Annotated in this window: 33 protein-coding genes; 24 read left to right on the top strand and 9 right to left on the bottom strand. The window is 69.8% G+C overall.

Annotated features, from left to right (window positions below):
- Positions 1-724: 724 nt before the first annotated feature.
- Positions 725-1,786 (bottom strand): helix-turn-helix domain-containing protein, encoded by a 1,062-nt coding sequence (locus ON27_RS40445; RefSeq protein WP_051047347.1) that lies wholly within the window; start codon positions 1,784-1,786, stop codon positions 725-727.
- Positions 1,787-2,282: 496 nt separating this feature from the next.
- Between ON27_RS40445 and ON27_RS35070 the strand changes: the two genes are divergently transcribed.
- The gene (locus ON27_RS35070; RefSeq protein WP_043737495.1) at positions 2,283-2,828 is read left to right on the top strand and encodes a winged helix-turn-helix domain-containing protein; all 546 of its coding nucleotides are present in this window, start codon (positions 2,283-2,285) and stop codon (positions 2,826-2,828) included.
- Positions 2,829-3,100: 272 nt separating this feature from the next.
- On the opposite strand, the gene ON27_RS35065 is transcribed toward ON27_RS35070, so the two are convergent.
- A complete protein-coding gene (locus ON27_RS35065; protein ID WP_043737492.1) occupies positions 3,101-3,736 on the bottom strand; it encodes a hypothetical protein in 636 nt (211 codons plus the stop codon).
- A 306-nt stretch (positions 3,737-4,042) separates the two neighbouring features.
- Here ON27_RS35065 and ON27_RS35060 point away from each other — a divergent pair, with 306 nt between their 5' ends.
- Positions 4,043-4,351: a hypothetical protein gene (locus tag ON27_RS35060; protein WP_043737489.1), complete on the top strand. Its 309-nt coding sequence runs from the start codon at positions 4,043-4,045 to the stop codon at positions 4,349-4,351.
- 77 nt (positions 4,352-4,428) lie between these two features.
- Here ON27_RS35060 and ON27_RS35055 read toward each other — a convergent pair whose 3' ends face one another.
- The 7 genes from ON27_RS35055 to ON27_RS35025 all read right to left on the bottom strand — a co-directional run bounded on the left by ON27_RS35055 (position 4,429) and on the right by ON27_RS35025 (position 10,822).
- On the bottom strand, positions 4,429-4,731 hold the full coding sequence (locus ON27_RS35055) for a hypothetical protein (RefSeq protein ID WP_157227714.1): 303 nt from the start codon (positions 4,729-4,731) through the stop codon (positions 4,429-4,431).
- A gap of 76 nt (positions 4,732-4,807) precedes the next feature.
- A complete protein-coding gene (locus ON27_RS35050; protein ID WP_043737484.1) occupies positions 4,808-5,680 on the bottom strand; it encodes a Mom family adenine methylcarbamoylation protein in 873 nt (290 codons plus the stop codon).
- 114 nt (positions 5,681-5,794) lie between these two features.
- Entirely contained in the window at positions 5,795-6,316 is a 522-nt protein-coding gene (locus ON27_RS35045) for a hypothetical protein (protein WP_043737481.1), read from the bottom strand.
- Between the two features lie 127 nt (positions 6,317-6,443).
- Positions 6,444-7,187, bottom strand: coding sequence for a hypothetical protein (locus ON27_RS35040; protein ID WP_043737479.1), 744 nt, complete (start codon positions 7,185-7,187; stop codon positions 6,444-6,446).
- 217 nt (positions 7,188-7,404) lie between these two features.
- Positions 7,405-9,246 (bottom strand): replicative DNA helicase, encoded by a 1,842-nt coding sequence (gene dnaB / locus ON27_RS35035; protein WP_051047350.1) that lies wholly within the window; start codon positions 9,244-9,246, stop codon positions 7,405-7,407.
- Positions 9,247-9,344: 98 nt separating this feature from the next.
- Entirely contained in the window at positions 9,345-10,232 is an 888-nt protein-coding gene (locus ON27_RS35030) for a RecB family exonuclease (protein ID WP_051047346.1), read from the bottom strand.
- A gap of 29 nt (positions 10,233-10,261) precedes the next feature.
- Positions 10,262-10,822, bottom strand: a complete 561-nt coding sequence (locus tag ON27_RS35025) for a hypothetical protein (RefSeq protein ID WP_157227712.1) — start codon at positions 10,820-10,822, stop codon at positions 10,262-10,264.
- 220 nt (positions 10,823-11,042) lie between these two features.
- On the opposite strand from ON27_RS35025, the gene ON27_RS35020 reads away from it, so the two are divergent.
- The 22 genes from ON27_RS35020 (at position 11,043) to ON27_RS45495 (ending at position 19,599) form a co-directional block, all read left to right on the top strand.
- Complete coding sequence (locus tag ON27_RS35020; RefSeq protein WP_063711435.1) at positions 11,043-11,381, top strand: hypothetical protein; 339 nt, start codon at positions 11,043-11,045, stop codon at positions 11,379-11,381.
- A 373-nt stretch (positions 11,382-11,754) separates the two neighbouring features.
- The gene (locus ON27_RS35015; protein ID WP_043737473.1) at positions 11,755-12,078 is read left to right on the top strand and encodes a hypothetical protein; all 324 of its coding nucleotides are present in this window, start codon (positions 11,755-11,757) and stop codon (positions 12,076-12,078) included.
- Positions 12,079-12,080: 2 nt separating this feature from the next.
- Positions 12,081-12,542, top strand: a complete 462-nt coding sequence (locus tag ON27_RS35010; RefSeq protein WP_043737470.1) for a hypothetical protein — start codon at positions 12,081-12,083, stop codon at positions 12,540-12,542.
- Positions 12,543-12,584: 42 nt separating this feature from the next.
- Positions 12,585-13,448, top strand: a complete 864-nt coding sequence (locus ON27_RS35005; RefSeq protein WP_043737468.1) for a hypothetical protein — start codon at positions 12,585-12,587, stop codon at positions 13,446-13,448.
- Positions 13,438-13,614: a hypothetical protein gene (locus ON27_RS43560; protein ID WP_157227711.1), complete on the top strand. Its 177-nt coding sequence runs from the start codon at positions 13,438-13,440 to the stop codon at positions 13,612-13,614. Before ON27_RS35005 ends, ON27_RS43560 begins: the two co-directional genes overlap by 11 nt.
- On the top strand, positions 13,611-13,877 hold the full coding sequence (locus tag ON27_RS35000; RefSeq protein ID WP_043737465.1) for a hypothetical protein: 267 nt from the start codon (positions 13,611-13,613) through the stop codon (positions 13,875-13,877). The genes ON27_RS43560 and ON27_RS35000 overlap by 4 nt, the downstream gene beginning before the upstream one ends.
- The gene (locus ON27_RS34995; protein WP_043737463.1) at positions 13,877-14,083 is read left to right on the top strand and encodes a hypothetical protein; all 207 of its coding nucleotides are present in this window, start codon (positions 13,877-13,879) and stop codon (positions 14,081-14,083) included. The genes ON27_RS35000 and ON27_RS34995 overlap by 1 nt, the downstream gene beginning before the upstream one ends.
- Entirely contained in the window at positions 14,080-14,499 is a 420-nt protein-coding gene (locus ON27_RS40440) for a hypothetical protein (protein ID WP_051047345.1), read from the top strand. The genes ON27_RS34995 and ON27_RS40440 overlap by 4 nt, the downstream gene beginning before the upstream one ends.
- 7 nt (positions 14,500-14,506) lie before the next feature.
- Positions 14,507-14,632, top strand: a complete 126-nt coding sequence (locus ON27_RS45500) for a hypothetical protein (RefSeq protein WP_281032797.1) — start codon at positions 14,507-14,509, stop codon at positions 14,630-14,632.
- Positions 14,629-14,892 carry a hypothetical protein gene (locus ON27_RS34990; protein ID WP_043737460.1) on the top strand — a complete coding sequence of 88 codons (264 nt, stop codon included), beginning with the start codon at positions 14,629-14,631 and terminating at the stop codon, positions 14,890-14,892. The genes ON27_RS45500 and ON27_RS34990 overlap by 4 nt, the downstream gene beginning before the upstream one ends.
- A 6-nt stretch (positions 14,893-14,898) precedes the next feature.
- A complete protein-coding gene (locus tag ON27_RS34985) occupies positions 14,899-15,186 on the top strand; it encodes a hypothetical protein (RefSeq protein ID WP_043737458.1) in 288 nt (95 codons plus the stop codon).
- The gene (locus ON27_RS34980; RefSeq protein WP_043737455.1) at positions 15,183-15,410 is read left to right on the top strand and encodes a hypothetical protein; all 228 of its coding nucleotides are present in this window, start codon (positions 15,183-15,185) and stop codon (positions 15,408-15,410) included. Before ON27_RS34985 ends, ON27_RS34980 begins: the two co-directional genes overlap by 4 nt.
- Positions 15,407-15,985: a hypothetical protein gene (locus tag ON27_RS34975; protein ID WP_043737453.1), complete on the top strand. Its 579-nt coding sequence runs from the start codon at positions 15,407-15,409 to the stop codon at positions 15,983-15,985. The genes ON27_RS34980 and ON27_RS34975 overlap by 4 nt, the downstream gene beginning before the upstream one ends.
- 30 nt (positions 15,986-16,015) lie before the next feature.
- On the top strand, positions 16,016-16,321 hold the full coding sequence (locus ON27_RS34970) for a hypothetical protein (protein WP_043737451.1): 306 nt from the start codon (positions 16,016-16,018) through the stop codon (positions 16,319-16,321).
- A 66-nt stretch (positions 16,322-16,387) separates the two neighbouring features.
- On the top strand, positions 16,388-17,233 hold the full coding sequence (locus ON27_RS34965) for a DUF6551 family protein (protein WP_157227709.1): 846 nt from the start codon (positions 16,388-16,390) through the stop codon (positions 17,231-17,233).
- 66 nt (positions 17,234-17,299) lie between these two features.
- Positions 17,300-17,725, top strand: a complete 426-nt coding sequence (locus ON27_RS34960) for a hypothetical protein (protein WP_043737445.1) — start codon at positions 17,300-17,302, stop codon at positions 17,723-17,725.
- A gap of 2 nt (positions 17,726-17,727) precedes the next feature.
- Entirely contained in the window at positions 17,728-18,087 is a 360-nt protein-coding gene (locus ON27_RS34955; RefSeq protein WP_043737443.1) for a hypothetical protein, read from the top strand.
- The gene (locus ON27_RS43555) at positions 18,084-18,257 is read left to right on the top strand and encodes a hypothetical protein (protein WP_157227707.1); all 174 of its coding nucleotides are present in this window, start codon (positions 18,084-18,086) and stop codon (positions 18,255-18,257) included. The genes ON27_RS34955 and ON27_RS43555 overlap by 4 nt, the downstream gene beginning before the upstream one ends.
- 89 nt (positions 18,258-18,346) lie before the next feature.
- Entirely contained in the window at positions 18,347-18,523 is a 177-nt protein-coding gene (locus tag ON27_RS43550; protein ID WP_157227705.1) for a hypothetical protein, read from the top strand.
- Positions 18,520-18,978, top strand: a complete 459-nt coding sequence (locus ON27_RS45205; protein ID WP_245560515.1) for a hypothetical protein — start codon at positions 18,520-18,522, stop codon at positions 18,976-18,978. The genes ON27_RS43550 and ON27_RS45205 overlap by 4 nt, the downstream gene beginning before the upstream one ends.
- Before the next feature lie 12 nt (positions 18,979-18,990).
- Positions 18,991-19,383, top strand: coding sequence for a hypothetical protein (locus tag ON27_RS34945; RefSeq protein ID WP_043737441.1), 393 nt, complete (start codon positions 18,991-18,993; stop codon positions 19,381-19,383).
- A gap of 81 nt (positions 19,384-19,464) precedes the next feature.
- Positions 19,465-19,599: a hypothetical protein gene (locus ON27_RS45495; RefSeq protein WP_281032796.1), complete on the top strand. Its 135-nt coding sequence runs from the start codon at positions 19,465-19,467 to the stop codon at positions 19,597-19,599.
- The last annotated feature ends 282 nt before the right edge of the window (positions 19,600-19,881 follow it).

Raw genomic sequence — 19,881 nt, 5'->3', positions numbered from 1 at the left:
CCCCGATTCGAGTTCGAGAGAGGACCCGAACAGCATGGAGCACGCCACCACCTCCGATCCGCCAATCACGCCGCCGAGGTCTTCTTCTTCGCCACCTGCAAGCGGCGCGCCTGGACTCCGAGAGGGTTCGGCGACTGGAGTGCGCCATGAGGGTGGCGGTGGCGGGCAGAGCGTGCTCGGCGCGGTACTGGGCTGCGGTGAGCTGGTGGGCCCGGTTCAGGTGCGGGCCCAGGACCGGAATCGTCTCCCGCACTCCAGGCAGGTCACCAGCCCGTCCTCGTCGGCGCCGTCTGCGCGCTTGGACTTCCCGCCCGGTCGCGGTTCGTGGGTCGAGGCGGCGGCCAGGTCGGACCAGTCCCACTGCACGGCGCGGGTGGGCAGCGCGCCGGCCAGCGGCCGCGTTGTTGCTGCATCACCGCTTTCAGGCTGGCCGCGTTAGCAAACCCGAGTCGGGGCGCTGCCTCGGCCCGGGTCACCAACTCCCGTACCACAGGGATCGAGTACGCCGCGGTCGCGGACAACGGTGTCACCGGCGGTTGTCGCGGATCTGATAGATCCGAGACGGCGTGAGCCCAGCAGCGTCGGAGATCGCCACGCTGATCCCGGTTTCCGCCCAGGACAGGCGACAGGGGTGGCCCCGCTCGGGCGTCGGCACAACGCCCCGCCAGGAGGCCCCGGCCGGATGGGCGGGTGCGCCGACAGTGGGCAGCGGGTAGCTCACCGTTCAGCGCTGCCTTTCCCCGGTGTCGGCGGCGGCCGCGGCGAGCTGTCGGGGCGCCGCGGCGGGGTGGCAGTTCGGGCAGCGGCGGGCGAAGATGTCGCCGTTGTCGTCGACGATGGTGATGTGGCGTGTTCCTGCGCATTCGTCGCAGTCTTCGCGCAGTTGAGGGCGGGTTTGCGGGGATGGTTCGACGGACCAGGGCGGGGTGTCGGTGATGGCTTTGACCAGCCGGCCCATCGGGTTGGTCAATCGCCCTCCAGCGCATTCCTGTTCGAGGTGGCTGCGCAGCTGCTCGGGCAGCCAGCCGGTGTCGAGTAGCCGGGCAACGGCCGGGGCGTGCTGGCGGATCACCTGGCCGGTGACAGGTCGTCCTTGCACTCGTACAGCGCGCAGCAGCTGCTGCGCCTGCCCCACCGAGGCCGGGTCCGTGGCCGGGTCCGTGGCCGCTGTCGACGGCTCGGCGGCGGCAGGTGGTGGTGTGGAGGGGGATCCGGCAGGCACGCAGGCAGGTTTGGTGCGCGGGCGCCGTGGGGCGCCGCGCTGCATGCCTGGTTGCTGTAAGGGATCTCTAAGGGATTGGGTCTCACGCTGAGACCCTCCAGGTCGCAGCGTGACACCCTCGGGGGTCTCACCGTGAGACATCGCCTGGTCAGCAGGGGTATCAGGATCAGGCATCGGCTGGTCGGCGCCGGTCACAGCCGGGGCCGCCGCGGCTGCGGTGGCGGGTTCGTCATCGAACTCCAGCGCCGAAAAGTCGTCGTCGAACTCGCGTTTCGGGGCGGCCATCTCCCTGAGTTTGTCGAGGTTGATCCGGTACCGGTTGGTGGTGGAGCGGCCTTGGGTGTTGGTGCGTCGCTTGTGGCGCAGCAGGTTGCGTTCCTCGAGGGCGGTGCGGGTGCGGATGATCGTCGCTTTCGACAGTCCCGTCATCAGGCACAGCCGCTCCATTCCCGGCCGGCAGTAGCCGTGGGCGTCGGTGTAGTTCGCCATGGCCAGCAGCAGGATCTTCTCGCTCGCGGTCAGGCCTTCGGCGTCGAACACCGACTGCATGTGGGCGATCGCCATCTCAGGCCCCCCTGACAGTCGTCGACGCGGCCGCGGCCGCGGGGGTGGTGGGGGTAGCTGGGATCGGGAGGTGCACGGTCGGTCAGCCCCTTTCACGGGATCGCCGAGCCCCGACACGCGCGCAGGAACCGGACAAGGATGCGCCACGAATGGATTCGTGTCGGACCTTGCCTGTATTCTCGTGCTCGCGAACCGGTACTCGTGTTCTTGATCCCCCGCTCTCTCCTGTCGCCAAAACATCAGAGGGCGGGGATTCTGTTTTCAGGGCAGCGCACCGAGCTCCGCGCGCCCGGTGCGCGCGGCGCGGTTCGCCGCCATCGGAAGCCGCCGAGAGTCCTGCGGATAGCCGTACCGACTGCCCAGAATCCTGGAACACCCGATGGTGTTCCACACGATAATCGGCCGGAACGGGTCTCGGCAATACGCTGGAAACCGTTCTCGCACAGCGCGAAATCGCGTGCAGACACATGGTTCGGACGCGTTCTACACTCATCGCGTGAATCCCGCCAGCGGTTCCCGCCGCACTACCGCCCAGGAGGTGGCCGCGGCGATCACCGCTCTCATCGACGCCGGTGAATTGGCCCCGGGTGACCCGCTGCCCACCGTCCGCGAGCTCGCCACCCGCTTCAGCGCCTCCCCTACCACCGTCATCAAGGCCATCGGCATCCTCACCGGCGAAGGCCGCATCATCCACCGCCGCAACTCCCGCCGGCCACCGCGCGTCCGTGACGTCACCGCCCACGGGATCCCCACCCCCGCCCAGGATCTGGCCGCTCTGCACGAGGACCTGGCGGCGGTGACGGCCCAGCTGCGGCGTATCACCACCGGGATCGGCGATCTCGGTAAGTCCCTCGACCGCAGCGAGCAGCCGACGGTCTCCGCCGGCGCGGCCAAGAAGCTCGCCGCCCTGCGCGGTGAGCTCGACTCCGTCCCCATCCAGCTGACCGCGATGGCCGCCCAAGTAGCCGCGGTCACCACTCACCTCGACACCGTGAGCGTGCGGCTGACCTACCGAGCCGCCGACCACGACCCCCGCCCCTGACCCCCGCGACCGCCTTGCGGCGCGGCTTCCCGGCGGCGCGCAGCGTGCCGCCCGAACGCCACTCAAAAACGGCTGTGCGCCGGATCGGGCACTGTGATCGCGGCGCTCTGGACTGGAAACGGCGGGTGAGCGACGCGCTGGGCGTGGCCGGCGGTCCGGCGCGCTGCGCGGCCCCGGCTTCGTTGAGCCGTGTCGGTCGCGCACCGCCCACGCGAATGGCGGTCGGCGGCGGGTGCTGCTCGGATACCTGCGCTGCTGGATGAGCGGTGGCATCACAGCCCAGCGGCGGGGCCCGGCGCGGCGTCGTCTCCTGGGTCGGGCGGAAGCTGCGGCGTGGGATCGGCGGCGGCGCCGGTTCCGGATGATCGCCGATCGCTGAGCACGGCCGCGGCCAAGCCTTCGGCGAGGTCGGCGGCGGCCGCGGCCTCAGGGGTCGGTTCAGCGGCGACGTCGACCCAGTTCGTGACCAGCAGCCCGGCAGCATCCGGCAACCGAACCCGCGCCGCCGCCTCCGGCGATGCCCACGGGTTGGGGATCAGCGCATCCGCGGGGACGGTGCGCCAAGCGGCACCGCCCAGCGCCGCCGGCGCTTCGATCATCACCTCCACCCCGCGGCGGCCCCCCGGCAGTTCGGCATCGCCGACCACGCGGGCGTTGATGATGCCGAGTTCGTCGCCGGAGCCGTTGAGCCATAGCGCTTCTTCCCCGACCCGCAGATCCTGCGACAGATCAATGTCGGGCAGATGCTCGGATCGCAGCAGTGCCTTCGCTCCCTCCACCGCGCGCGCCAGACGATCCGCGGCCGCGGCCGTCTCGGGGTCGGCGGGCGCAGCCGCACGCAAGCGGGTGATGATCTCTTCTTTGGCGTCGACCAGCTCGCCTGCCACCTGTTGCGCGAGTACTTTCATCAGCGCTGCCTTTCATCTCGGTGGTCGGACGGGTGGGACGCGTGCGGCTCCCCGTTGCACCTCAGCACGCGCAGCAGTGTTTTCGGGTGCCCTTCCACACGCGCGGTGTGGCAGGCATACAGGATTGCGCTGGTCACTGGCAGTCCACGCACAGCAGACGGCCGGCTTGCCCGGTGCGTCTCCTCGAAGCCACCGCCCCGCGAGAGGCGCTGACGAGGTGGTAGATCACTGTCGCAGCGTTGACCAGGTGGGGCCGCCCGTCTGTGGCGGCCTCTCCTCGTTTGCGCGCGCGGCAGCGACGAGGTCGTGTCGTCGCTGCTGATCGGAGAACGCTGGGTTCAGGACGTGCTCGCACGGGGCGAGTCAGGCCAACTTGTCGGAACTGCCCCCGCCCGGACCACACCCAGCAGTGAAAGCACGCAGGTACTCCAGGTTCTTGGCGCGCTGCACGGCGATCGTTTGAGCACGGCGCTGGTCACCATCGGAAAAGATGGGATCGGCTGCCCGTGCAGCATTCACAACGCGGTCGGCTACGTCGCGGCCATCGGCGGGGACTACCTGCCACGTCTCATCGATGATGATGACGGTCCGCTCGCCAACGACGGAACCGGTTGAGACGGGTACGTTTCGCGCCACGGTGGCGCGTTCGGTGGCGGCCTGCCGCAGAGCCGTCGATGCTGAGGTTTTCCTGCTCATCGTGGGTTGTCTTCCTGTGTCGGTCGGGCGGTGCGCAGTCCGGTTTCAATGAGTACGTGCCAGCGGTGCACGGGCAGTGGTGACAGGTCGGGGCAACGGTCGTGGGGCAGGATCTGCAACGGGCCGTGCTGGTCTTGCAGCTGGGCGAGGCTCGGGCGGCGGGTCTCGGTGAGGGTGCCGGCGTCACGGATCCACCACCCGGTGTCGGGGTTTTCGTGCCAGAGCCTTCGGTCGCGGTCGAACGCCATACGCGGCCCCTGATCGGGCGGCGGGTCAGCAGTGTCGGCGGGTGATGTCATGAATCCTCCTGTCGTCATGGTTGCGAACGGACACCCGGCGCGCCAGCCGGTCAGGGGGCGGCGGGTGGGTTTGCGGTCAGGGCAGTGTGGTGTCGAGTCCGGGCAGGATGAGCTGCGGCTTGGGGTAGGGCAGGGAAGGCAGCGCGATGCGGGTGCGGGTGCGTTGGGCCCGCGTGCGGCCGGTGCGCAGGGTGTAGGTGTAGTTGCCAGGGTGCTTGCGGCGCTCGAGTCCGGCGGCCGCCTTGGCGACCTCGAACCATGCGCGGGGGTCGGTCCCCTCGGTCAGCGGCGGTGCTCCGTAGGCGATGAGGCGCGCGACGACGCCGCCGTGCCCGACTTCACCGCCGGTGATTTTGGAGATGGCGCGGCGGGACAACTCGGGCCCGTCGGGGAAGTACAGCTTCCAGCTCGCCTTGGTCTGCCCGGCGAATTGAAAGTTGCTTGCTTGGTAGACCCCGCCGTGATGACCGCGTTTGACGCGCTCACGGCGGCCGTTGCGGACCTGCCAGTACTCGCTGGGATCGGAGAAGGCGACGACCCCGCGAAGCCCTTCGTCGGCGGCCAGCCGCAAAGATTGGGCGGTGAACCAGGATTCGCCGTTGGCGGGCACACTGTCGTCGAGTATCAGCCGCGACAGCACCAAGGACTGTTCGTAGGGCACGAGACCTGGGAAGGCGTTGGTGAGAGTCAGGACGTTGGATCCGTTGCTGAGGGTGAGCACGCCCACCAGCCGCGGCGTGTCCGGGGCGGACAGATCCCACATGCCCAGGCTGTAGCGGACCTGGGGGAAGGTGCGGGTGTAGTGGTGGGCGGTGATGAACCTTCGCGCCGCCCCGGTCTCGAGGAAGTCGACGCCGTAGCGGTGCGGGTCGAACCGGCCGGTCGTTGCTGGCGAGCACAGTCGTGATCGCCAGCGTTGGCTGTATCGGACGGGTGGCGGTGTCGTCATGTCGAATTTCCTTGTCTGCTACGAGGTTCGGCACTTCGCGCTCGCGGTGGCGGTGGCGGCCGGTCACGCGGTGAAGAAGGCGTGTTGGCCGCTGGCCTCGCGCCACCGGGTGGTTCAGGGGCGGGCGGAGGCCGGCAGGTCGAACAGGGCGGGTTGCAGCGCGGTCGAGCCTCGTTCCGGCCGGGCGGCGGGGGCGGATTTTCGCGGCCGTGGCGGCGTCTGGATCGCGGCGGAGGTCGCGATCAACGCGGGAGCGATCGGCCCGGTGAGCGGGTGTTCGGCCAGCAGGATGCGTTGCTTGCCGTGCGCGGCCGCCCTGGGGTCGAAGGTGACGGTCAGTTCGGTGATCACCGGTGCGGGGACCTCTGGCCACCCGAAGCACTGCCGCAGATCCCCTGATTCGGTGGCGCGCTCGAGTTCGGGCCCGAGGCAGCGCTGGCAGACCGCCACCGCCCGCACGGTCGCCTCGTCGAGCAGGGAGGGGTGATGGGTGATCTTGTGTGTGGCCCGCATCTTGCATTGCCGCAGCGTGCCGCCGAGTCCGGTGTCCGGGTCGGGGGCGACGATCCACACAGCACCCTCACAAAGCGGGATCTGCCAGTACTGGATGGCGACAGCGTCCGAGGTCTGGGTCATCGACTTCCTCTCGACGGGCAAACACCTGAGATGCCGGGCAGGGCGAGCGCCGGCAAGGGAATGCGCGCAACGGCGCGGCGGATCGGCCGGAATACGGGGTGGGGTTCGATATTGCTGTCGCTTGCGGTCACGGCTGCACCGCCCGGACCTCGATGACTCCCCAGAGCCCATACGCGGGGCCGAGGTCATCCAGCACGGCTTGAGCTTCTTCACCGGTGCCGAGGAGCGCGCCGAAGGTGGCGGCAAGTCGTGGTCGCGGATGCTTGTCGTCAGAGGGAAACACCCTGGCGGGCATGTACCCGAGTCGGGGCCGATGGTCGGTGAGTGCGGCAAGTACGACGTTCGCCATCTCGCAGGCAAGGGCGAGTTCGTCGTGGTCGGGGTGCCGGGACTCACCATCCTCGTTGCTGTGGTCGTAGCCGACGCCGGGTATGAACTCGCATCCGACTGTCTCGCAGGGGAACTTGCCCCACGCGGCGGCGATTCGTTCGGTGTCCCACCCGGTGAAGCGCAGCCACGCGGCGGTGATGGCCTCCACTTCATCGACGCTCGGTGTCGGCCGCTGCGCCTCCAGCTCGGCGACGCGGCCCAACGCTTCGTCGCGCTCGTCCTCCAGTTCGGCGAGGCGGGCGCGCAGCTCGAGCAGTTCGCGCGGCTGGCGGGTGGGTTCGCGTTTGGTGAAGCGCCACGAGGTGCCGCCGCAGTACGTACTGGTCAGGTCGTGCCAACAACCTTCGTGCTGCTGCACGAGAAGCCTTCCGTCATCGGTGATGACGGCGTCACCATCACCATCGCCGACTGAGGTCATGGTGTAGGTGCCGGGCGTGAGGTCGCCGAACGGCCAAGGCGCGGCGGTTTTCTGGTCGGGCATGTGGCTCCTTCGGGTGGTAGGTAGGCGGAAGCCGCCAGACCCGGAGAATGGGTCTGGAGGCCAGGGGTGGGGGTCAGGCCGCCGGGACGCCGCGTCGCTTTCAGCAGTTCGGCCCCGGCGATTTCTGATGTTTTCGGTGCTTCGCCGCCGTGATCGGCCGTCGAGTGGCCGACAATTCGAGATTCGGCCACGACTTTTCAGAACCGCGCAGGCGATTTCAGCCGCGGTACAGGGGCGTGAAACGACTCAGACTCAATTGGTCGGCCACTGCAATTGTGCGGGTGGGCCCCTGCCTGTTCTTGCCGACGATCAGGTCCGCTTCTCCGGCGCGCGGGTCGTTCGGGTCGTTGCGGTCGGGGCGGTGTAGCAGGATCACCAGGTCGCTGTCTTGTTCCAGGCTGCCGCTTTCGCGCAGGTCGGAGACCATGGGCAGTTTGTCCTGGCGCTGTTCGGGGCCGCGGTTGAGCTGGCTGATCGCCACCACCGGAATCTCGAGTTCCTTGGCCAGCAGTTTCAGGTTGCGGGAGAATTCCGATACCTCCTGCTGGCGGGACTCGACCTTTTTCCCGGAGGTGAGCAACTGGAGGTAGTCCACCACCATGAATTTCAGGCCGTGGCGTAGCTTGAGCCGCCGCGCTTTCGCGCGGATCTCGGTCATGGTGAGGTTGGCCGAGTCGTCGATGAACAGCGGAACATCATCCAGTTCGCCCATTTTGCGCGCCAATCTGGCCCAGTCCTGATCGCTCATCTGGCCCTTGCGCATGTCGGCGAGCCTGATGCCCGCTTCGGCCGACAGCAGCCGCATGGTGAGTTCGCTGCGGCTCATCTCCAGGGAGAAGAACACCGACGGCAGTTTGTGTTTGATCGCCGCGCTGCGGGTGAAGTCCAGCGCGAGCGTCGAATTGCGGGTGGGGATCTGCGTGGGCCCGGCCAGGAACAGGTGGTCGCTGTTGGCGACCTGCACGCAGCGCACCGGCACGCTGTCGATGGGGTCGACAGCTGTGATGCGCCTGACCTTGCCGCGGCGCCCGTTGGGGATCTTGTGGTTGGGTTTGCCGTGCGCGTCCAGCAGCGTGGCCGCGACCCGTTGGGTGGTGCGCACCCCAGGCGACAGGCCGTAGCGGGAGCTGAGGGTCACCCATTCGTGGTCGGCGTCGGCGACGATTTCCGCGCCGTCGTCGAAGTGGACGCGGTAGCAGGGGCGCTCGTACATCACCTCGGTGGCGGCGACGACGCGGGTGGGGTTGCCGTGCTTGTCGAGCAGGTACTCGCCGACGGCGACCTCCCCCATCGTGGTCCACCCGCCCGGGGTGGGCAGCGGGGTGTCCAGGGCGAGCGCTTTGCCGACGCCCGGGCGCGCGGCGACGATGATCATCTGCCCCGGGTGCAGGCCGGTGGTGAGGTCATCGAGTTCACCGAACCCGGTGGGAATTCCCACCCGGTTGCCCTCGGAGGTCAACGCGTCGAGTTCGTCCATCAGCGGCTGCATCAGATCCGCCAGCGGTATGCAGTCTTGGCTGCTGTTGCGTTCGCTGACCTGATACAGGGTGGCCTGGGCGCGGTCGACCACCGCGGCGACGTCGTCTCCTTCGGCACCGGCGTAGCCGTATTGCGCGATGCGGGTGCCCGCTTCGACCAGGCGGCGCAGGATGGCTTTCTCGGCGACGATTCCGGCGTAGTAGCCCGCGTTCGCTGCGGTCGGCACGGCCTGGGTGAGGGTGAGCAGATACGGTGCGCCGCCGACGCGGTTGAGTTCACCACGGCGGGCGAGTGCGGTGGCGACGGTGACCGAGTCGGCCGGGTCGCCTTGGGCGTAGAGATCCAGGATCGTGTCGTAGACGGCCTGGTGGGAGGGACGGTAGAAGTCGTCGGGGCGGATTGTTTCGACGACGTCGGCGATCGCGTCCTTGCTCAGCAGCATCCCGCCGAGCACCGCCTGCTCCGCGGCCAGGTTGTGCGGCGGCTGACGACCGAAATCCTGTTCGACAGATGAGGATTCGACCGCTGCGCCGGCATCCGGGCCGCGGCGGCGGCGTTGGCGGGGGGTGTCGTCGGTGATGGTCACAGCGGGGGCTCCGTTTCCATGTCCGCCGAGCAGCCCCCCGGATCGGCGGGGGCGCTGGGCGTGGTCGGTGACTGGATGAGGGGAAGCTCCGGTCACGACCGGGGCGAACCGGTCGTGGTGGTCGGATACGGCGGCGGGGTGCCGCCGAATGCCGGGCACAGCGGCTTGAACTTGCACCAGCCGCAGCGCCAGGACCGGCGCGGCGGGAAGTTCTGGGTGGCCTTGGCTTTGGTGATCGCGGCACCCAAGGCCATGACGGTGCGTTCGAACCCGGCCAGCTGCCCAGGATCGGGGCGGTAGGTGATGTGCAGGTTGTGGCCGGGATACAGCAGCCGCACCGTGCGCGGGATCTCCCCGTGCAACCGCCACAGGATCAGCGCGTAGAACTTCAGCTGGAACAACGCTTCCTGTTCGCCGCGCTCGCTGGGTGGCCGGCCGGTCTTGTAGTCGACGATGCCGACCCCGCCGCCGGGCAGCTCATCGAGACGGTCGATGATCCCGATGAGGACCAGGGTGTCGCCGACGCCGACGCGCACCCGCTGTTCGCGGCCGGTGACGACCACCGTGGTGGGGTCCTCCAGCTCGAAATACGCGGCGACCAGCTTGCGTACTCGCGCCAGGAACGCGGGAACATCCTCGCCCGCGGCGTCGGCCAGCGCTTGGTCCTTCGCGGCCAGCTGCGGCCACAGCTCCTCGAGGAGCGCGGCGGCCGCGGGAGGGGTCCGTTCGTGTGGCGGGCGGGCGAACAGCGCATCCAGCACCGCGTGCACCACGCTGCCGCGCGCGGCGGCGGGCGAGGTCGGCTCGGTGATCTTGTCGATCGCGCGCAGCCGGTAGTACAGCGGGCAGGTCTTGAAATCGGAGCTGCGGGACGGCGATAGCCACAGCGGCTGCGGTTTCTTCGGCTGTTGCTGGTCAGGGGTGGTGTGTGCCGGGTCCGCTGGGGCGGCGGGCACGGCGATGGTCGTGGTGCTGGACACGAGAGTGTTCTCCTCTTCGCCCCAGCCGGTCAGACGGTATCGCGGGAAACCGGTGTCCGGGTGGGTGGTTCACACCGGCTGTCGGTGTCGGGATCCTCACCGAGCAGACCCGTGGCTGCCTTCTCGAGCAGCGTCACCGCCTGCGGCACTTCCAGTGGTGCGGGGGCGGGGTCGGTGTCGGGGTAGGGCGGGGTGTGGCGCAGTTCGAGGTGTTCGGTGTAGGCCAAGCCCGCCCTGCGCAGGTACTCGATGGCCTGAGCCAGTCCTTGGATGCTCCGGCAGTTGTCGGACCGGGCGTTGAACAAGACGTTGCGGCCGCTTTTGTACCGGCTGGGCGGCACGCCCAGATGTGCGATGAGGGCGTTGTACTGGGTTTCGCTGATCTGGTGGACCATCACGGAGCGGTCGACCAGCACGGCGGTGGCGGTGTGGTCGGCCAGCTCGACTCGGCCGAGGGTGTCGCTGTCGTTCATCGGCTCGGTGTGCTCGCAGGTGGGGCAGAACAGCACCCGGCCGGTGTCGGTGTCGGTGTCGACGACCAGCAGTTCACCGTCGCCTTCGGGGCATCCCATTCCGCTGGAAATGTGCATACTGCGGTCTCTTTCGGGTGGTGGAGATGGATTTCCGGGGGAAGAACCCTCCCCCGTACACGCTGTCATGCTATCATGATATTATGATTGCAATCGAGTGAGGCGGTTCGCTGAGAACCACCCCGAACGGACGGCACCGACGCCACCCGGTGGGAGCCGACGACGTCTCCCACCCGCCTCACCCGGTTTCTTCTCGCCTCGGATCGAGAACGGAGCCCTCGTGACCACGACTGTCACCGACCCCGAAAACCTCTCCGCCGCTTTCCCTTCGGCGACCACCGACCAGGGACCGGCTCCTGAGTCCCCGCCCGAACGCAAGCCGAAGCCGACAGGCCGAGCCCGCAAGTGGTATGTGAGCGTTGCCCGGCTGGACAAGGCCGCGAGGCTGGTCACGGCGCTGATCGACCAGGGCGTCTACACCCCCAGCAAGGCCACCGACAGCAAAATCCGCTCCGTCGCGAAGGACTACCGCATCCGCAAGCCCTCCGATGACACCTGCGAGATGGTCCGCGACATCCTGCGCGCCCGCACCCGCAAGCGCGCCCGCGCCGACCGCTGACCCGCCTCCCGAGACTGCGGCGGCGTGGGATCGACCCCCACATCTCCCACGCCGCTGCATCACCAACCCCGGCCACGCGAGCGTGTAACCCGCAGCCGCGCAACGTGATCGGCGCATCTGGTTACCCACCACCGGCCCCGCGACATCCGCCCCCAACCTCCCGGCTGTCGCGGTCGGCGGCGGCACGCACCCACCGGTCCCGGGCATCCTCCCTGCCCCCGGGGTGTCGTGCCGCCGCCTCTCCCGCCGATTCCATCGCACCCGCAATCCACACCGCCCGTGCTGAATCCGGTCGCAACGCCCTCCCGCGCTGCTACCCCAGTACTGGGGCTTCCCCGTCCCGACCCGCCCCACCTGGAAAGAGCCCCGCCCGATGCTGCCGCTCCACATCGATATCCTCACCGCCCTCGCCTCCGCAGCAGCGGGATTCCTGCTCGGCATCCGAGTGAGCAATCCCCTGCGCGCCAGGTTCGACCGACCCGGCCGACAGGCGGTCGAACTGCCCCGCGAGGTCGCCGAGTCCCTGCGCAAGGTCCTCGCCTACCGCGCCGCCGGTGAGGCACCCGACTACAGCGACAACCCCTACCCCGAACACGTTTTCGCCGATGTGCGGCGCGTGAAGACCTGGCTGGACGCCGTCGCTCCCGCCGTCTCCGGCGCGGCCGACATCGTTCCCGACGAGCAGTTGGAGCAGTAGCCATGATCGTTTCCAGCGTCGAGCCGCGTTTCGAGATGTCGGTGAAGACCCGCATCGAGACCGCGTCCGGTCCGTTGCTTCCTCGGTCCGTCGTGCTGGCTGCTCCCGCCCCTGACGAGGACGGCTGGCGGCTGCATCTCACCACCCCCGACGGTCGCCCCTACACCCTCGACGTCCCGAAAGACGCGCTCAGCGGGAAGGTGACGTTCGACCGTGCGGTGAAGCGGTGCGGCGCTGTCTACGAGTACTGGTTCGCCCGCAACACCCTCCAGCTCCCCCACGCCGGGGCCCGCCGACACGTGATGCGCATCTGCAAAGTCGATGCCACGCAGTTCAGGAAGTGGGGGCTGGCCGCGTTCGCCGCGCTGCCCGCGGGCCCGCCCGCCAGCTACGGCCCCGCCAGCGACCCCGCCTCCACCGTCGCCGTCGCGACCCCGCCCGCCACCACGACCGCAGCGGCTTGAACTCCTCTCCAGCCCACCATCTTTCACAACAAGGGGACATGAATGACCACTACCGTCACCGCACCCGCCGCCTCCGGCGACGACGCCCGCCGCCGCCTCACCGAACTCGCCGACAAGTGCGGGTTCGTCATGACCGACCTCTACGACGATGTCCACGGCACGGCCAGCCGCATCGCCAGCGACACCAACAACAACGGTATCGGCGCCCAGGTCGCATTCCTGATCGACCACCTCGGCGAGCGCGCCACCGAAAAGGCCATCACCGAGCAGGCGTACGCGAAACTCGACGACGCACTCGGTGTGCTGGTCAGCCTCATCCCGGCTCTGCGGACGCACCTGCACACCAGCGGCGAACCCAGCACGTGGCAGCGCAGCGTGAAGGACTTCGGCGCCGCCCTGGCCGAGATGTACCGGGTGCTGGCGGCGATCACCACCGAATACCCGCGCCTCGAGCAACCGCTGCTGCTGCCGCACGCCCTGTTGGACGCGATGACCGCCTACGACACCGACCGGGTGCGTGAGCAGTACATCGACCGTGCCCGGCTGCTGGCGGGGTTGGCGAAATATCAGGCACTGGCGGCCTCCTCCGGCGCGCCCGTCGCCGACCCGATCGCTGTCGACCCTGAAGACGACTCGAAATACGTCGTGCTGTTCCTGGAACTTCCCGCCGAGGAGGACGGTTTCGGCGATCTGGGCCCCGACCGGCAGTTCACCCGCCATATGAAGCGCAGCGACCTGGAACGGCTGTTGCCGTGGCTGCCGCTCGTTCCCGCCGGTGACCCCGCCGCACCGCGCTGGGACGGTCACAGCAAGTCCGTCTCCAACCAGCGCATGCAGCGCTGGAGCGCCACCCCGGTCACCGGCTCCGACCCCACCATGCTTCAGGAGACCCCCGATGAGCGCTGACCGGTCCGAGGGCTGGCGGGCGCTGGGAGTGGAGCTGTCCGGCTTCGGCGCCCCCATCAGCGAGGACCCCGACCAGAGCGCGCTGTTCGACATCTCCTACGACACGCCCCCGCCGCGCCCGAGCGCCACCAGCAAGCCGGGCATCGAGGACGTGACACCGCGATGAAGCTGCCGCAACTGGCCGACTACCTGCCCGCCGCCGAAGCCGCCGCGCTCACCACCGAAACCGAGCAGCGGCTGCGCCGCCGCCTGGACGCCGCAGCCGCCCGCGCCCGCGCCGCCACCGCCGTCACGTCGTCGGGCAGCGCCGCCGCAGGTTCGGCCACCGACCCGGCGCCCGAGCATCGGCCGTCGCGGACGGTGCGGGCGCTGATCGCCGCCGACCTGCGCAAGCTGTGCCGCCACCGAATCCACCGGCAGGCCAGCTGATGGACCCGATCGCCCTCGCCGCAACCGCCGTCCTCGGCTCGCTGTGGACGGCCGGTGCGGTGATCAGCCTGTGCGTGCTCATCCCGCCGTTGGCCGAACGCTCCCCCGCGCTCACCGCCGCCGCCGCACTCGGCATCCCGTTCCTCTGGCCCGCCCTGCTGCGGCGGGTCCTCACCGCCCCCGCCCCTGGAAAGGAAACCCGATGATCCGCAACAGCTCCCGCATGACCGTATCCACCCCCGTCCAGCTCGCCGCTGACCTCACCGCGGCCGCCGCCGGCGTCTACACCGCCGACGACTTCTTCCCGCCGGCCGTGGACATCCTGGTCATGGCCGCCCGCGCCGCCGCCGCTTACCTGGAAGCGATTCCGGGCACCGTGCAACTGGTCGGGATTGCGGGCTCGGCCTACGACGAGCAGCCACAGCTCGTGCGGGCGGCGTTCGCCGATGCGGAACAGGCGCGGCAATGGGCCGACGAGTTCAACATGACCGTTCCGTGGACCCGGGAACGCAAAACCATCCCCCTCGCCGCGGTCCCCTTCATCCCTGCCGGAGTGCCCGCGCCCCAGCCGGGCACCGAGACCCAGGTCGCCGCCGAGACCGGCGATCCCACCGCGAAATGATCCGCCGTTGGCCGCGAGAGGCCGACTGATGCTCGCCACCATCTCCGCCGCCGCACTCGGCATCCCGTTCCTCTGGCCCGCCCTGCTGCGGCGGGTCCTCACCGCCCCCGCCCCTGGAAAGGAAACCCGATGATCCGCAACAGCTCCCGCATGACCGCCCGCACCCGGATGCGGCGCGCCGCGCTCGCGGTGGTCCTCGCCATGGTCGCCGCGCTCGGCGCCACCGCCTGCAACGACGGCCGCTGGTGCGAGCACGACGCGACAGACACCGTGGTCGAGGACCGCTACTGCCACGACGGCGTACCCGGTCACGAGTGGGAGACCCCGAAGAAGTCCTCGAAGCCGAAGAAATCGACACCGCCGTCGCCGGTCGCCCCGACGAAGTCGAAGTAGCAGCCAATGACCGACCAGCTGGACTTGACCGCCTGCCTCGCCTCACGCGCCGACGTTCGCCGGGAGGTCGCCGCGTTGTGGCGTAGAGAGATCGCCGTACAGCCCATGACGCTGGCCTGTGACGACGGCACGAAAACGCTGGCGCTGGCCGAGCTGAGCATCCGCGTGCTGGAAGAAGCGGGATGGTCGCGCTCGGTCCACGCGGCCCAGCAGGCGGTGGCACACCCCACCGTCCCGGATACCGCGGCCAGCCACCGGATGGGCAGCGCGACCCGGAAACGGATCGGGCGATGATCCGCCGCTGGCTGCGCGCCCGGGCGCTCACCGCCGCCCGGGCGCTCGGCGGCCGCGATAAGCGGGTGCCCTGCCACTTCCACCGGGTGTGCGGCAACACGCTGCCGCCCGGGACGGCGCCGGTGTACCGGGACTGCCGCACCGTCTTCGGCACCTACCTGCGACCCATCACTCCACGCACGCAGGAAACACTTGCTGCGGCAACGGAATCGAGGAACCTGTGACCACCGTGCTCGCGCTCGACGCCGATCCCGACATCTACGATCCGCACGCCCCCGCCGGTCTGCCGTTCAGCGCGGACGCCTACTACAACCGGCGCATCATCGGCTTCCACCCGCACCCCCGCGAATGGGACACCGGGCAGGTGGCCCGCGTGCTGGCCGCGCAGACCGGGGTCGTGGTGAGCCGGGTCCTGGCCCTCGCCGACGCGCTGGCCGCCGACAGGCCCTGGCTGATCTACGCCTACGACCTGTGCAACGAGTCGGGCAGCCTTGACGCCGCGCTGCGCTGGGCGCATCACGCCGGCACCGTGCTGGACCCCGCCGTGGTCGCCGCGCAGCTGCACACCGTGCTCGACGACGCCGACCTGGGGGGCCGTCTCGCCGCCGCATCCGGCCGCTACATCGCCGCGGCAAGGCAGCTGCTGGATGTCGCGGCCAGCGCCGACCTCGCCGCCGTCCGCGTCCACGCCGCCGCGCTGTCGGCGCTGGCCGGACACGCCGCCACCGACGAACACCGGCGACTGCGCCGCCAGATGCGCCGCCCCCCGGCCGCCGCCGATCCCGCACCCGCGGCCTGATCACCACCGAACCGACACGAGAGAGCAGAAATGGCGCTTCCCGACCCGATCCCGACCACCGCCCGATACGTCTTGAGCGTCACCCCTACCGCACAAGGCTTGCAGAGGAATCCGGCCTGGAGGCTGGGGACTTCGATCAGCGTCTACAACAGCGCCGAGTTGGACCGGCGGCTCGGACACGTCGAAGCCGCCCGCGCCGCAGGCGACATCTCGGATGTGCGTGTGCGTGAGCTGACCGAGGCCGAGCGCCGGGAAGCCGCACGGGCTGTCGCGGACCTGCGCCGGCGACAGCGGCGCGACCACACCCAGGCCCGCGGCCACAGTCGGCAGCGGTAAGGACCACAGCCCGCGACAGAACATCGAAAGCTGTTCCCCTACATCATGATTCAGGAAAGATTCGTCATGCCCGACACCGCCACGATTCCCCGCAACCCGCGCACCCGCGCCCGTTCCCGCACCGACGCGCCGTCGAAGAAGAAGCCGACGACGCCGCGGCCCTACTTCGCGGCCGTCACGGCGAAGGAATTGTTCGCTGACCCCGCCTACCAGCGCGCGCTGGACCGCGACAGGGTCAAGCGGCTGGCCGAGGAATGGGACCGCACCCGAGTCGATGTCATCGAGGTCTCCCACCGGCCCGGCTGCCCGTACGGCCGCTTCGCGGTGATCGACGGTATGCACCGCTGGGCCGCGGCAGGCACCGTGGACGGGGACATGCCGTTGGTGGTGCGCGTGCACACCGGGCTGTCGCTGGCCGAGGAAGCGCGGATGTGCCGGGCGATCGACCACCATCAGCGCCGCCGCATCGTGCTCACCGACGAGGCGAGCGCGGACATCGACCAGTTCCGCCGCCGCATCACCGACGCCCTCGACGCCGCGCGAACCCGCCCCTCGACGCCGAGCATCCACCGGCTCGTCGCAGCGGATCTCATCGACGACGCGGTGAGCGTGAGCGCTCCGGTGTGGCGGCACCGCCTCGATCACGTCCACCGACTGCACGTGATGGCGGTGGGGTTGATCCTGCACCACTACCGCGACCGCGTCGAGCGCGAGCAGCTCGTCGACGCGCTCACCGTGCTGGCGCCGCGCGAGATCACCGCCGCCGTGAAAGCCGCTCACCACGAGGGCATCCGCGGCGGTGACGTGCTCGTGGCCGCTGGGGTGATCGTCGCCGCCTACAACCGTCAGCGCGGCTTGAAATTGCCCCGCGCCGAGCTCACCACCTACCTGCCGGCGGTTGCCGCGCGCTGATCTCCCGGCGCGTCTGCTCGCCCGCCCCTCTGCCTGGCGGGCACAGCCCCGGAGAAAGGACGTTCGATGAAGGTCACTCTCACCATCTCCCTCTGCGAGCACAGCCCGGTCACCGTCATCGGCGAGCGGGTGAGCGAGCATTTCGCAGTCGCCCCCGCTCTGGCCCTCGGCGAGGACGCGACGATCGGGTACGACGAGCACGCCACGGTCCTGGTCCACATCTGCAGCGGGTACGCGATCGTCCACGGCAACGACGCGACCGGCATGCGCGGCTACGCCGACGCGCTCGAGCAGCTGCCGATCGACTGGACGACGTTCACCGCGCCCACCGCCGAGCAGGCCACCGCGATCGGCGAGGCCTGCACCGCGGTGGGCAACGCCCCGACCGAGCCCCTGCCGGGCCCGGCCCGGGCCGCGCACCACCGCGCCCCCGCCGCGGTCGCGACCGCCCTGGCGGCGGCCGCCGGTGCGCCGACGAACCTGGGGCACTGATCATGGACCCGCGAACCGAAGACCGGATGCGCACGGAGTTCGCCACGCTGGTCGCCGTCACCGGCCAGCTGCGCCGGCAGCCGAGCGAGGCCAAACGCGCGGAGCTGGTGGAGCAGCGCGACAGGATCGACCGGTGGTGGCGCTGCAGCCCGCACGCCACCCGCTGGGGCGAGCTGGTCGACGCCTGCCACGACTGGACGGTGATGGCGCCGGATATGGCCCGCATGCTCGACGGTCTCGAGCACGCCCCCGCCGGCGGCATCAACGAGGTGACACTGCGCAGCCTGCGCCAGGCACGCATCCTCACCGGCAACGGCCTCACCGGCAACGGCCTCACCGCGCCCACCGGGAGCCGGGCATGAACCACACCCCCCGCACCGATCCCCCGGCGCATCTCGTCTTCGTCGACGAGATCTCCGCGTTGCTGAACCAGACGCGCCACCCCGAGCCGCCGACCGGCCGCGGCCCGCACGCGGCCGACGCGTCCCGCGCACTGCCGCCCGGACACCCCACCCATCATCCGTCACAGTGACGAAACCCGCTCGGGTCAACCCTTCCCGAAGAACGCGCCCGAGCACCCCCTCACCCATCCCCCCTTTCACAGAACGAGGAGACCCACCCATGCACACCACACCCACCACCGCTGCGGCCCGCCGCCCCCGGCCGGTGTACGCGACCGTGCGCGTCGTTCCCGCCGGCCCCGGCCTCACCCTCTCGACCACCGCCGCGATCGCCGCGTTCACCGCCGCCGCCGGACTCCTCGCCGGAACCGTCCTGGCCGGGCGGCGCGAACAGTGACCACCCACGACACCACCACCACCGCTGCGGCAACCGGAACACGCGCAACCGCAACCGGATCCGCGACGAGCGGCGCGGGGACCGCGGACACCGCCGAGGCCGCCGAGCCGCTCGCCCGAGACGTCGTGGCGGATCCGGAGATCGTGACGATCTGCGGATCGATGCGGAACTTCGCGCTGATGCTCGACCTCGCCGCCGAACTGACCCTCGACGGGCAGATCGTGCTGGCGCCGTTCGCGGTCGTGGCCCCCGCCGACCAGCACGACAGCGCCATCAAACAGCAGCTCGACAGGCTGCACCGGCACAAGATCGACATCGCCCACCGGGTCGTGGTGGTCACCGGCGAGGACGGCTACTACGGCGCCTCGACCACCGCGGAAATCGCCTACGCCCACGCCACCGGAAAACCGGTGTCGTTCACCGCCCGCCGCGCCCGCGCCCGCACTACCGCATAAAAGGACACCCCCATGCCCGAGGACACCACCGCAAAGCACGAAACACTCCCCGTGCTCGAGAAATACACCACCAGCAAGGGCCGCACGGTGCACCTCGGTGACCACTTCCGCGACAGCCGTGCCAGCAACGTGCGCACCCTGCGCGTCACCGCGATCCACGAACCCTACGACCCGAACCACCCCGACGAACGCGACATCGACTGCACGGTGGTCCTGGTCGACGGCGAAGCGCCCGACCGCCCACGCGACACCAGCACGACCGCCAAGCGGATCACCAGCTCGGTCTTCCTCCCGATCCCCGCCCCCGACCTCGAGGGTGCTGGCGCGCCGCATGACCCGGACGGCACACCCACCAGCACACCGATCACCTACGCCGAGGCCACCACCGGCGAAACCGCTTCGTGACCGCCACCCCGGGGCCCGCCACCGGGCCCCGGGCCGGTTGCCTCGAATACCCGCCACCACAACGCGATTGGAGATCAACCCATGACCGGCGACCACACCGCCCTTGCGCCCGGCACCTCGCGCGGCGAGCCGGCCGCTGCCTTCCACACCCACAGCCGCGAGAACCGGGCGTCCCCGGCGGTCGATGAGATGACCGAAAGGCTGGAGCTGCGATGAACTGCGAGCGGTGCGGAACCGAGATTCGATACCACGCAAGCAGGTCGGGGCAGCCCGGCGCGTGGTTCGACAGGGAAGACGACTTCCTGTGCCCAGACGGGGAGTCCGAACACCGACGTGTTCGGCGCCGAGCGGGTACTGCTGAGGTTCCCCGAGCAGATCCGCCGCCACCTGGACTCCCGCGCGACCACCCCGTTCCGGTGATCACCCTCCCCTCGCCCTTCCACGCAGGCAGTCGATGAGCACCTCCTTCCTCGACCCCCGCGCCGAGTGCACTCACCA

This window comes from Nocardia asiatica NBRC 100129 (assembly GCF_000308415.1).
GTDB lineage: Bacteria > Actinomycetota > Actinomycetes > Mycobacteriales > Mycobacteriaceae > Nocardia > Nocardia asiatica.
The sequence above is the reverse complement of the archived record's forward strand: the minus strand, read 5'-3'. Positions and strand labels throughout refer to the sequence as shown.